Source organism: Streptomyces corynorhini (genome assembly GCF_003346515.1).
In the GTDB taxonomy this organism is placed as follows: Bacteria; Actinomycetota; Actinomycetes; order Streptomycetales; family Streptomycetaceae; genus Streptomyces; species Streptomyces corynorhini.
On sequence record NZ_QQNA01000073.1, the window covers coordinates 1 to 12,781 of the forward strand.

General features: G+C 72.5%; 7 protein-coding genes. All 7 read right to left on the reverse strand.

Annotation, left to right across the window (positions count from 1 at the left end; genetic code table 11):
* Positions 1-4,781, reverse strand: a 4,781-nt coding sequence (locus DVH02_RS36930; protein ID WP_114623588.1) for a type I polyketide synthase, incomplete at its 3' end; no start/stop codon positions are given.
* A gap of 302 nt (positions 4,782-5,083) precedes the next feature.
* A complete protein-coding gene (locus DVH02_RS10955; protein ID WP_114623589.1) occupies positions 5,084-5,881 on the reverse strand; it encodes a futalosine hydrolase in 798 nt (265 codons plus the stop codon).
* Positions 5,878-6,945 (reverse strand): glucose-1-phosphate thymidylyltransferase, encoded by a 1,068-nt coding sequence (locus DVH02_RS10960; protein WP_114623590.1) that lies wholly within the window; start codon positions 6,943-6,945, stop codon positions 5,878-5,880. The genes DVH02_RS10955 and DVH02_RS10960 overlap by 4 nt, the downstream gene beginning before the upstream one ends.
* Before the next feature lie 419 nt (positions 6,946-7,364).
* Complete coding sequence (locus DVH02_RS10965; protein ID WP_114623591.1) at positions 7,365-9,878, reverse strand: FtsX-like permease family protein; 2,514 nt, start codon at positions 9,876-9,878, stop codon at positions 7,365-7,367.
* On the reverse strand, positions 9,878-10,573 hold the full coding sequence (locus DVH02_RS10970) for an ABC transporter ATP-binding protein (RefSeq protein WP_114623592.1): 696 nt from the start codon (positions 10,571-10,573) through the stop codon (positions 9,878-9,880). Before DVH02_RS10970 ends, DVH02_RS10965 begins: the two co-directional genes overlap by 1 nt.
* On the reverse strand, positions 10,574-12,310 hold the full coding sequence (locus tag DVH02_RS10975; RefSeq protein WP_114623593.1) for a GMC oxidoreductase: 1,737 nt from the start codon (positions 12,308-12,310) through the stop codon (positions 10,574-10,576). It lies immediately after the preceding gene.
* Positions 12,307-12,780, reverse strand: a complete 474-nt coding sequence (locus DVH02_RS10980) for a type II toxin-antitoxin system RatA family toxin (RefSeq protein ID WP_114623594.1) — start codon at positions 12,778-12,780, stop codon at positions 12,307-12,309. The genes DVH02_RS10975 and DVH02_RS10980 overlap by 4 nt, the downstream gene beginning before the upstream one ends.
* Position 12,781 lies beyond the last annotated feature (1 nt).

Below are 12,781 nucleotides of genomic sequence, written 5' to 3' on the forward strand. Positions count from 1 at the left end.
ACCAAAGCCTCACGCGGCGATACTCCGAAGAACTCCGCGTCGAAACCGCCCACATCGGTCAGGAAACCGCCCTGACGGACATACGCGGAAGCCTGGCCACCCTCGTTCGCATGACGGTTGTAGACAGCCTCCAGCACGTCCCAGCCGCGGTCGGTGGGGAAGGCCCCGATACCGTCACGGCCGTCGGCCAGCAGGTCCCACAGGTCCTCCGGCGTCTCGACACCGCCGGGCAGCCGACAGGCCATTCCCACGATCGCCACCGGTTCGTCCACCGCGACCGCCGTCGCGCGCCGCACGGTGGTCGCGGCGGCCTCGGCTCCGAACAGCTCCCCGTGCAGGAACGCGGCCAGAGCCCGAGGGGTCGGATGGTCGAAGACCACCGTCGTCGGCAGCACGACGCCCGTCACGGCGGCCAGAGCGTTGCGCAGCTCCACCGCGATCAGCGAGTCCACGCCCAGATCCCGGAACGCGCGCTCCGCGCTGATCTGTTCGGGTCCGCCGTACCCGAGGGCGGCGGCGGCCCGGGTGCGGACCTCCGTGAGGAGTTCGCGCAGGCGGGCTTCGGGGGCGAGGTCGCGCAGCCGGGCCGTCAGCCTGCCCGTGCCGGTCCCGGCGGTGGTCGCGGCCCCGGCCGGGGCCCGGTAGACCTCGCTGAGGAAGGAACTGGGCCGCACCGAGGTGAACGCGGAGCCGAACCGGCTCCAGTCGATGTCGGCCACGAAGGCGGTGGCCGACGTGTCCCCGGCGCAGGCGGCGAGGGCGTCCAGGGCCAGGTCGGGGTCGAGCAGGTTCACACCGCCGCGCAGCTGGCGGCTCTCGGCCCCGGCGTCGGCGGCCATGCCGCCGCCGCCCCACGGTCCCCACGCGATCGACGTGGCGGGCAGTCCCTCGCTCCTGCGGCGCTCCGCGAGGGCGTCCAGCAGGGCGTTGGCGGCGGCGTAGTTGGCCTGCCCGGCGGAGCCGACGGTACCGGCGAAGGACGAGAAGAGGACGAAGGCGGAGAGATCCCGGTTCCGGGTCAGCTCGTCCAGGTGGCGGGCGCCGGCGACCTTGGCGGCGAAGACGTTCCTGAACGCGTCGGGCGTGAGGCCGTCGAGGACACCGTCCTCCAGTACTCCGGCGGTGTGGACGACCGCGTCCACGGCATGGGTCTCCAGCAGCGCGGCCAGCTGGTTCCGGTCGGTCAGGTCGAGCGCGGCCAGGGTCACTTCGGCGCCGAGGCCGAGCAGTTCGTCCCGCAGCTCCTCGGCGCCCGGTGCCTGGGCTCCGCCCCGGCTGACCAGAAGCAGATGTGCGGCGCCCTGCCGGGCGGCCCACCGGGCCACCCTGGCACCCAGCGCCCCCGTGCCGCCGGTCACCAGGACCGTGCCGGACGGCCGCCAGGCCGATTCGGGCGCGGGAGAGGCGGGAACCAGGCGGCGCCCCAGAATGCCACCGGCACGGATCGCGGCCTGGTCCTCGCGGCCGACGGACTTCGCGCTCTCGGCGAGCAGGGTGACGAGCCGGGCGGCCGAGCGCGCGTCCAGCGTCCGGGGAACGTCCACGAGACCGCCCCAGCGGTCGGGGTGTTCCAGCGCGGCGGACCGGCCGAGGCCCCAGATCGCGGCCTGGTCCGGGTCCGGGACGGGATCGCCGGTCGCGGCGGTGACGGCGCCCCGGGTCAGGGTCCACAGCGGTGCCACGACGGCGGCGTCGCCCAGCGCCTGGACGAGTGCGGTCGTGGCCAGAACGCCGTCGGGCACCTCGCCGTTCCCGCCGCGTTCCAGGGCGAGCGTGGAGAGGACACCGGCCACCGGGGTGTCGCCGGTGGCCACCGCGATACGCCGGGCCAGCTCGGCGCGGGAGTCGCTGTGGTGGTGCTCCACGACGGTCAGTTCCGCGCCCGCGTCGCGCAGGGCCCCGGTCAGCGCGCCGCCCCAGCCGTCGGCGTCGTCGAGTGGCACGGGCCGCAGGAACAGCCAGCGCCCGGAGAGACGTGACGCCTCGGGCAGACCGGCGACCGTACGCCAGACAACGGTGTGATGAGGACCGGTGACGTCGCCGGACGCCCCTTCCTCGGCGTAGGAGCGCTCCAGCCAGTAGCGGTCGCGCCGGAAGGCGTAGGTCGGCAGCTCGACGGTGCGGGCTCCCTGGAGGATCGCGGGCCACGCGACCTCGGCGCCGTTCAGGTGCAGTCGCGCGAGGGCGGTCGCGAAGTGCTCGGCTTCGGGCCGTTCCTTACGGAGCGTGGGGACGAACAGCGCGTCGCCGAGGGACTCGGGCACACAGTTCTGCGCCAGCGCCGTGAGCGTGCCGTCCGGACCGATCTCCAGGAAACGCGTCACCCCCTCCCCGACCAACGCCTCCACGCCATCGGCGAACCGCACCGACTCCCGCACATGCCGCACCCAGTAGTCGGCCGAAGTCAACTCCCCGGCCCCGGCGAGCCGACCGGTCACATTCGACACCACCGGAAGCGACGGAACACCATAAACCACACGCTCCGCCACCGACCGGAACTCATCCAGCATCGGCTCCATCAACGGCGAATGGAAAGCATGACTCACCCGCAGAGCCGTCACCTTCCGGCCCAGACCACGGAAGTGCGCCACCACCCCCTCCACAGCGGCGGCCTCACCCGACACCACCACCGACCGAGGACCGTTCACCGCCCCCAGCGACACCCCACCCCCACACTCCTCCAACAGAGGCAGCACCTCACCCTCAGCGGCCTCCACCGCCACCATCACGCCACCCGGCACCAACGCACCCATCAACCGCCCACGTGCCACCACCAGACGGCAGGCGTCCTCCAACGACATCACCCCCGCCACATACGCGGCGGCCAACTCCCCCACCGAGTGCCCCATCACCACATCAGGACGCACCCCCCACGACTCCACCAGACGGAACAACGCGACCTCGACCGCGAACAGCGCGGGCTGCGCCCACTCCGTACCCGCCAACCGCTCCCCGTCCCCGTCCGCGCCGAACACCACCTCACGCAGACCCTCACCCACCAACCCGCACACCTCGTCGAACGCCTCCGCGAACACCGGAAACGCCTCGTACAACCCACGCCCCATACCCAGCCGCTGCGCACCCTGCCCCGAGAACAGGAACCCGGTCCTGCCCTCCCGGACCGTCCCCGTCAGCACCCGGGGGTCGGGCTCGCCCGTGGCCAACGCGTCCAGCGCGGGCAGGAGTTCGGCGAGGTCGCGCCCCTGGACGACGGCCCGGCTCTCGAAGGTGGAGCGGGTGGCGGCCAGGGAGGCGGCCAGGTCGTAGGGGTCGGTGTCCGGACGCGCGGCCAGGTGGGCGGCCAGACGGCCGGCCTGGGCGCGCAGCGCGGCCTCGTCCCGGCCGGACACGAGCCAGGGCAGTACCGGGAGCGCCGTCCGGGGGGCCGGGTCCGCGGCGGTCTCGTCCGCGGTGGGTTCGGGGGCCTGTTCGATGACGACGTGCGCGTTGGTGCCGGAGACGCCGAAGGCCGAGACGCCGACACGGTGCGGGTGGTCGACCTCGGGCCACTCGACGCGGTCGGAGAGCAGCCGGACGTGGCCCGCGCTCCAGTCGACGTGCCGCGAGGGGCGTTCGGCGTGCAGGGTGGGCGGCAGGACCCCGTGGTTCAGGGCGAGTACGGACTTGATGACGCCGACGACGCCCGCCGCCGCCTGGGTGTGGCCGATGTTGGACTTCGCCGAGCCGAGCCACAGCGGCCGGTCGGCGGACCGGCCCTGCCCGTAGACGGCGAGGAGGGCCTGGGCCTCGATGGGATCGCCGAGAGAGGTGCCCGTGCCATGGGCCTCGACGGCGTCGATCTCGGCGGCGGGCAGGCCCGCGTTGGCGAGGGCCGCCAGGATCACGCGCTGCTGGGCCGGGCCGTTGGGCGCGGTGAGGCCGTTGGAGGCACCGTCCTGGTTGACGGCGCTGCCGCGCAGTACGGCGAGGACGTGGTGGCCGTTGCGACGGGCGTCGGAGAGCCGTTCGACGACGACGATTCCGGCGCCCTCGGCCCAGCCCGTGCCGTCGGCTTCGTCGGCGAACGCCTTGCAGCGGCCGTCACCGGCGAGGCCGCCCTGCTGGTCGAACTCGGTGAAGGCGCCGGGGCTGGACATGACGGTGACGCCGCCGACGACGGCGAGGGAGCACTCGCCGGAGCGCAGCGACTGGGCGGCCAGGTGCAGGGCGACCAGCGAGGAGGAGCAGGCGGTGTCGACCGTGACGGCCGGGCCCTCCAGGCCCAGGGTGTAGGCGACCCGGCCGGAGAGGACCGACATGGAGTTACCGGTGAGCAGCAGGCCCCGGACGTCGTCGGGGACCTCGCTCAGCCCGGAGATGTAGCCCTGGTCGCTGCATCCGACGAAGACTCCGGAGCGGCTCCCCCGCAGACCGGTGGGGTCGATGCCGGCGCGTTCGAAGGCTTCCCAGACCACTTCGAGGAGCAGGCGCTGCTGCGGGTCCATGGCAAGCGCTTCGCGCGGAGAGATACCGAAGAAGCCGGGGTCGAACCGGTCCGCGTCGTGGACGAAGCCGCCGCGGCGGCGGGCGCCCGCGTCGGTCCCGGCCTCCGTGGGCCAGCCGCGGTCGGCGGGCCAGTCCGTCACCGCGTCGGTGCCGGTGACGAGGAGGTCCCAGAAGTCGTCGGGGGTGCGGACGCCACCGGGCAGCCGGCAGCTCATGCCGACGATCGCGATGGGCTCCTGCTCACGGGCCTCCAACTGCCGCAGTTGGCGGCGGGTGTTATGGAGGTCGACGGTGACCCGCTTGAGGTAGTCCCGAAGCTGCGCTTCATTGGTCATGGACTGCCCCCATGCTGTTCGGTTCGGTGGTGGGATGTGCCTTCGCGCGAGGTTGAGCGTGCCTTCGCACGAGGTCGGCGGGTCCGCGGGCGCCCTGCCTGGCTCTTTTTTCCTCGTGTGGTGGGGACAGCATGACCCGGCTCGTGAGCCTTTCCCGGCACCGAGCGGGGTTCTCTGGGGAAACCCTTGGAAATCGTCAGGGGCCCGCCGTTCACGCAGGCCGGAGCAGTCGCCGCAGACGGGAGCGGGCGTGCCGGTGACCCGAACGGCGCTCGCGACACGGTGTCCGGGTCACGCGGCTCTCACGTGTACGGCGGTGGAGCGCCTCGGGCGAAGAAATTGTTCAGTACGGCGAAGGCGTCCTTGAGCGCCGCGAGGGCGTCGGGGACGCGCCAGCTGGCGCGGTCACGGGGACCGACGGTGTTGGCGATGGTGCGCAGCTCCAGCAGCGGGACGCCGTGGACGGCGGCGGCCGCGGCCACGCCGAAGCCCTCCGTGGCCTCGGCGGCGGCTCCGTGGCGCTTGCGCAGATCCTGGGCGCGTTCCGCCGTGCCGGTGACGGTGGAGACCGTCAGGACCGGGGCGTGGACCGCGCCGAGGACCCGGGCGGCGACGGCGGAGAGGTGTGGTGCGCAGAGGTGTTCGGAGACTCCGAAGCCCAGGCTGTCCGCGGAGAGGAAGCCGTCGAGGGTCTCGCAGCCGAGATCGGCGGCGATGACCCGGTCGGCGACGACGACGGATCCGATGTCGGCGATCGGCGCGAAGCCGGCCGCGATGCCCGCGGAGATGACCAGGTGGTAGGGGTTTCCCTGGACGGCTGCCACGGTGAGTGCCGCGTCGGCGGCGGCCGCCGCCGCGGCGGGGCCCACTCCCCCGGCGACCAGGTCGATGCTGAGCGGTTGGCGAGGGACGGGGCTCGGCCGCCGCGCCGCGGTGCGGGTGGTGCGTGCGGCGGGGGTGGTCGTGGCCCGTACGATGCGGAGCATTTCGCGGCCGGGCAGGTCGCCGCAGCCGACGGCCGCGGTCGGCCCGAGGCCCTGCGCGACGGCGTCGCGCTCGGCTTCGACGGCGGTGACCACGAGGAGGTGGACGGGGTTCATGAGGACAGTTCGACATGCCCGTGATCGCCTATCACGAGGCGGTGCGTGGCGGGCGGTCCCGGGGCGAGGGTGACTCTGACGTTGCGTCCGACGAGGGAGGCCGCCACGCGCCGGATGTGGTCGAAGGACGACTCGCGCAGCACGATCGAGTACTCGATCTCGCTGTGGGTGATACGGCAGTCCTCCGCGACCGAGGTGGACGGGCCGACGTACGAGTCGCTCACGACGCTGCCCGCGCCGATGATCGCGGGGCCGACGATGCGGGAGCGGCGGACCTCGGCGCCCGCCTCGACCCGCACGCGTCCGATGATCTCGCTCTCGTCGTCGACGTAGCCGTCGACGCTGGGCTGGAGGCGTTCCAGGAGGGTCCGGTTGACCTCCAGCATGTCGGTGACGTTGCCGGTGTCCTTCCAGTAGCCGGTGATGACCGTGGAACAGACCGCCATCCCCTGGTCGATCATCCACTGGAGGGCGTCGGTGATCTCCAGCTCGCCGCGGGCGGAGGGCCGGATGGCCCGTACCGCCTCGTGGACGGCCGCCTTGAAGAAGTACACGCCTGCGACGGCGAGATCGCCGCGCGGTGCGGCGGGCTTCTCCTCCAGTTCGAGGACGTTGCCCTTGTCGTCGGTGATCGCCACGCCGAAGGCGGTGGGGTTCTTCACCCGGGTGAGCAGCACCTGTGCGGCGTGCGGGGCCTCGCGGAACTCCTCGACCACGTCGGTGATGCCGTCGAGCACGAAGTTGTCGCCCAGGTACATGACGAAGTCGTCGTCGCCCAGGAAGGGTTCGGCGATGAGTACGGCGTGGGCGAGTCCGAGGGGTTCGCTCTGGGGGATGTAGGTGACGTTCAGCCCGAAGGCGGCACCGTCGCCGACCGCCGCCTCGATTTCCGCGGCGGTGCTGCCGACGATGACGCCGACGTCGGTGATGCCCGCCGCGGCGATGGATTCGAGACCGTAGAAGAGGATCGGTTTGTTGGCGACCGGGACCAGTTGTTTGCTGGACGTGTGGGTGATCGGTCGCAGTCGCGTACCGGATCCCCCCGCGAGCACGAGAGCCTTCACTGTTCCATCCAGGTGACGGTGGGCGGTGGTGGGTGGGCGGTGGCGACCGGACCTGGCGTGTCGGTTCGGTCCTCGTCGTGGTCGCCCGTCGGCGAGGCGCGCGGTCGTCGTGGCGGATTCCGTCGCCCGCCGCTGGGCGCCGCCTCGTTCGTCGATGACGCTCCGCATACCGGGGCCGGAGGCTGGAGTCGCTCACACATTCGCACGTGACCAGGGACCCTCCGGTGATCCGGGGAAACGCTCTAGGGGAATCTCTAGGCGCGCCGTGTGCGCCGCCGGGCGGCTGCTCGGGGCGGGGCGGGGCGGCTCCGGTCACACGGGGGCACGGCGCCGCGACGGTATGCGAAGGGGAGCGTCCGTACCAGGCCGACCTGGTACGGACGCTCCCCTTGTGACCGCGGATGGCGTCTGAGCCGCCGTCAGTCCTGCGCCAGCAGCTCCCTCAGCGGGGTGTTGGCCTTGCCGGGGTTGGCGATGCGCAGGGCCAGCAGCATGCACGCGATCACCAGCGGCAGGCTCACGGCGCTCAGCAGTACCGGGATCTCCACCGGGGGTCTGATGCCGCTCTGGACCGCCTGCGCGTCCAGCAGTGCCACGATCGCCAGCCAGCCCACCGGGAGCGACAGCGCAGCCGAGCCCGCCGCGATCAGGACGACCTCCACGGTCAGCTGGGTGCGTACGCTCTTCGCGGATGTGCCGCTCAGGCGCAGCAGGGCGTTGCCGCGCTGCCGTTCCACCAGGCCCGACGCGAGGGTCGCCGCGCCGATCAGCACGGCCAGGACGAACATCACCCAGGCGAAGACCTCGAAGGCGCTGACCAGCCGCGCCGTGATGTTCCCGACCGTGTCCCGCAGCGTCTGCTGGTTCACCACCCGCGACCGGGGATGGGACGGTTCGACGATGGCGGCCAGCCTGTCGCGGACCTGGCCCGGGTCGGCGGAGTCGCCGATGCCCACGAAGAACGCGTACACCTGGGTGGAGCCGGACATCTCGGCGTACAGCTCCGGGCTGACGACGACCATTCCGCCGTCGGAGGCCGAGTCGTCGACCACCGCCTTGATCCGTACCTCGCGGTGGCCGGTGGGCAGCGGCAGCTCCATCGTGTCGCCCGCGGACACGTTCTGGGCGTCGGCGTAGTTGACCGACACCGCGATGTTGTCGTCGTCCAGCTGGTTCAGGACGTCCGCGGGTCCCTGGGTGACGGTGAGACGCGAGAGGCGGTCGAGGTCCGACCGGCCCCAGCTCCACACCTGGACGCGGCGTTCGCCGAGTTCGGCGTAGGTGAACGAGAACGTGGTGACGGCCTCGACGCCCTCGGTCGCCCGTACCTTCTGCTCCAGCTCCTTCGGCAGGGTCTCGTTGCGCAGGTTGGTGCCGAGCGGGGCGGCCTGCACGAAGAGGTCTCCCGGCGTCCAGCGTTCGACGGACGCGGCCACCTCGCTCTTGATGCTGATCGCGACCCCGGCCATCGCGACGGCGGAGACCACGGACACCGTGAACGTCATGCACAGCGCCGCGTTGCGCCGCCATCCCAGCTGCAGTTGTCTGCTGACGACCAGCCGCACAGGGCCGGGATCGCCCTTGCGCAGCACCAGCCCGATCAGGACCGGCAGTACGACGCTGAGGAGGGTCGCGCCGGCCAGCAGCGGCACCAGGCCCACGGCCCGCGCCATGTCGGGCCCGGCCAGGACGACCACCACGCCGACGGCGAGCAGGCCCGCGCCGATGAGGGCGGGCTTGCGCGTGCCGCCCGGCAGTACCGCGATCTCGCCCCTGCCGGAGACCGCCTCGATGGCCTGCACGCGGGTGAAGCGCCGTACGCCGGACACCCATGCCGCGACGAACATGAGCACCGCGGCGAGCAGCGCGCCCAGCGCGGGCATCTGCCACGGCGTCCCCGGTGTGACGGCCTGCTGGCTCAGGTCGGTGATCTGCTGGGCGAACGAGCCCAGCCTGCTGCCCACCAGCACGCCGAGGACGACGCCGATCGCGTAGCTGACCAGCAGGATCGGCAGCATCACGGCGGCGGAGCCGAGCATCAGGTGCCGGGTGCGCACACCGGTCAGCCGCATCCTCGCCAGCGCCGGGCGGGCGTCGTCCAGTGCCAGGCGCCAGGTCAGGAACAGCACCACGCCCGCGGTCAGGACGGCGATGACCGCGAACATGCTGAGGATGGTGAGGAAGGTCTGGAACGACTTGCGGTAGCCGGAGAGCAGGTCCTGCGGGGCCTTGACCGTGCCCGCGCCGTCGACGGCCTTGGTGGCGTCGGCGACCACCCGTGCCCGGTCGCGGCCGTCCTGGTCGATCAGGATCGCGTCGGTGAACGTGGAGCGGCCGAACGCCTTGGCCACGGCGGGCCGCGGCGCGATGATCATCGAGCCCCGGTTGGCGACCTCGCCCGGCAGGACGGCCGCCACCTTCCAGGACCGTACGTCCGTCGTGCCGCCGACCCGGATCGTGTCGCCCGCCTTGATCCCGCGCGGCTGCGCCCACGCGGCGGCCAGGTAGACCTCGTCGGGGCCGAGCGGCCTGTCGCGGGTCCGCTTCGCGAGGTCGTCCCCCACGAAGTCGCTCAGCGACCTGTCGACGCCGAACACGAGCATCGGCGTGGTGGCGCCGTCGTCGGCGATCCGGCTGGCGCTGACCACGAGCATCGTCGTGGTGGGCAGGCCGGTGCGCTTCTCGACCTCCTCGACCACCGAGGGCGCCATCCCGCCGGGGGCGCGCGCCTCCACGGCGACGATCCCGTCGCGCACCGCCGTGATCGGCGCGCCGCGCAGCGCGTCCTGCACGGCGAAGTAGACCACCAGTACGGCGGTGGTGAGCAGGACGCCGGCGATGCCGGCGGCGACCGCCGCGCCCAGCCTGGCCGGCCGGAAGTACCAACTGCGCACCAGGGAGCGGGAGACGAGCCTGCTCGCGTCGAACGCCATCAGCCGACCCGTCCCGCCATGACAAAGGTCCCCGCCGACATGGTGGCGACGACATCGGCCCCGCTGGCGAGATCCAGGTCGTGCGTGATGATCACGCACGCCGCGCCGCGTTCCTTGACCTTCACGCGCAGCAGCTCCTGCACGCGCAGGCCGTTCTCCTCGTCCAGCGCGCCGGTCGGCTCGTCGGCGAAGACGATCGCGGGCTCGTTCACGCAGGCCCTGGCGACCGCGGCGCGCTGCGCCTCGCCACCGGAGACCTGGCCGGGCCAGCTGCCCGCCCGGTGGCCGAGGCCGACCTCCTCCAGGGCCTCGCGGGCCCGCTCCAGCGCCTCGGACAGCCGCATGCCGGACATGATCAGCGGAGCCGCGACGTTCTCCGCCAGGTTGAGCGTCGGGACCAGGTTGTCCTTCTGGAGTACGAATCCGATGTTCTCGGCGCGCAGGCGCGCCATGCTCGTCTCGTCCAGCTCGGCGAGGTCCTGGCCGAGCAGGGTGATCCGGCCGGAGGTCGGCCGGTCCAGCCCGGACAGGCAGTTGGCGAACGTGGACTTGCCGCTGCCGCTCTTGCCGACGATGGCCACCGTCTGGCCCGCGAGGACCTCGATGTCGCAGTCGTGCAGCACCTTCGTCACCGCATCGCCGCTGCCGAACTCCCGGCTCACTCCCTCGGCACGCAACACTGTGCTCGCGGTCACTTAACTCCCCTTCTTGACAACGGATGGCGCCCGGCCGTCAGGACGGGACGGGCGCAGCGCGGCGGGCGCGTGCGGGGGCACCGCGGGGTGCGCCGGATGCACCGGTTCCACCCGCCGGTATCCGGCTCCCGGCGCGGGCCGCGGGTCGGCCTCACCGCGGTTGGGCCAGAACGACATGGCGCGCTCGGCGTGCGCGGTGATGGTCAGCGAGGGGTTCACGCCCGCGTCCGCCGTGACGGACGAGCCGTCCACGACGTGCAGACCGGGGTGTCCGTGCAGCCGGTGGTAGGGGTCCACGACGCCGTCCTCGGGGGTGGCGCCGATCGGGCAGCCGCCGACGAACGGCAGGACGACCGGTACGTGCGCCAGCCCCGGCAGGGTCCCCGCGGGCTCACCGCCCAGCTGCTGGGCGGTCCTGCGGACGACCTCACCGACGGTCTCCGAGGTGACCGTGGGCAGCGCCCCGGGGGCGCGGCGCGCCGTCAGGCCGCCGCGCGGGCCGCGGCGCCGCGACACGGTGAGCGTTCCCGCGCCGCGGCGCACCACGAACAAAATGATGGAACGCTCGGACCACCGGCGTACGTTCAGGAACCGTGCGGCGGTCAGCGGGCGCCGTGCCACCAGGCCGAGCCAGCGCAGCCAGCGCGGGCCCGCTCCCACGGCGTCGACGAACGGTGTCGTCGCCAGGCCCATCGAGTTGGAGCCCCGTCCGTAGCGGCCCGCCTGGATGAGGGTGTCCTCGTCCGGCCGGAACGCGGAGGTGGCCGCGACGCCCCGGCTGTAGTCGTCGCCCGTCACCTTCGGCGCGACGGCGGCCAGCAGGTCCGACGGCGCCCGGGTGAGGCTGCCGAGCCTGGGCGAGATGTGCGGGAGTGTGCCGTCGCCGGCCAGCCGGTGCAGCAGGCGCTGGGTGCCGAGGGCGCCCGCCGCGAACACGACCTGCTCCGCGGTGAACACCTTGGCCGTCCGGCCGCCGAACCAGGCGCCGGTCCGTACGGTGTGGACCGCGTACCCGGCCGCGCCGGTCGGGTCGAGCGGCCGTACCGAGGCGACCGTGGTCTGCGGGTGGACCGTCGCCCCCGCCTGTTCGGCGAGGTACAGGTAGTTCTTGACGACGGTGTTCTTCGCTCCGTACCGGCAGCCGGTCAGGCATTCGCCGCACTCCCTGCACCCCGCGCGGCGCGGTCCCGCGCCGCCGAAGTACGGGTCGTCGACCTCCTCGCGCCGTCCGAAGTGGACGGCGACGGGGAGCGGGCGGAACGTGTCGCCCGCTCCCATCTCCTCGGCGACGGTGCGCATCACGCGGTCGGTGGGGGTGATGGTCGGGTTCACGGCCGAGCCGAGCATCCGCTTGGCCTGGTCGAAGTGGGGCGCGAGTTCGGCCCGCCAGTCCGTGATGCCGGACCAGTGCGGGTCGTCGTAGAAGCTCTGTCCCGGCTCGTAGAGGGTGTTGGCGAAGACGAGGGAGCCGCCGCCGACGCCCGCGCCCGCCGGCACGATGAGCGGGCCGAGGCGGTGCAGCCGCTGGAAGCCGCGCAGCCCGAGCTTCGGGGCGAACAGGTACTTCCGTACCCGCCAGGAGTTCTTCGGGAAGTCGGTGTCCTGGAAGCGCCATCCCGCTTCCAGGACGCCGACCCGGTAGCCCTTCTCGGTGAGCCGCAGCGCGGTCACCGCCCCGCCGAACCCCGACCCGATGACGAGCACGTCGTAGTCGTGCGCGGGGGCAGGGGCGGTCATCGGGTGTCGACCGCCCGCTCGGGGTACGTGAACTTGACCGCGTTGTCGAACAGGCCGAGCAGGATGTCCTGCATGGACTCGGTCAGCACGCGGATCGCGACCGGGTCGATGATGCTGGCCAGGGTCGGTACGCCGAAGTCGAACTCCGCGTGGAAGACCACGAACGCGTCGCCGCCCTCCTGCCGTACCGTCCAGCTGCCCTCGAAGACGTCGAAGTCCCCGGTGGTCTGGGTGAAGTTGCTGACCAGGTTCGGCCGGTCGAAGGTGTCGAGTTCGCTCCACCGCAGAACGCCGTTGCGGAAGTTCACCGCCCAGTGGGTGATGACCGAGCCGTCCTCGGCGGTGGGCTCGGCCACGACCTCGCGCACCGTCTCGACCAGTTCGGGGTAGCGGGTGAAGTCGACGACCGTCTCGTACACCTCGGTCGCGGGCCTGCCCAGCACGAATGCTTCGATCCGCACGGTCTGCATG

Coding starts and splice junctions, on each gene's coding strand:
- DVH02_RS10955 (WP_114623589.1), bottom strand. CDS start 5,881: ATGAACCCCGTCCACCTCCTCGTGGTCACCGCCGTCGAAGCCGAGCGC.
- DVH02_RS10975 (WP_114623593.1), bottom strand. CDS start 12,310: ATGACCGCCCCTGCCCCCGCGCACGACTACGACGTGCTCGTCATCGGG.
- DVH02_RS10980 (WP_114623594.1), bottom strand. CDS start 12,780: ATGCAGACCGTGCGGATCGAAGCATTCGTGCTGGGCAGGCCCGCGACC.
- DVH02_RS10965 (WP_114623591.1), bottom strand. CDS start 9,878: ATGGCGTTCGACGCGAGCAGGCTCGTCTCCCGCTCCCTGGTGCGCAGT.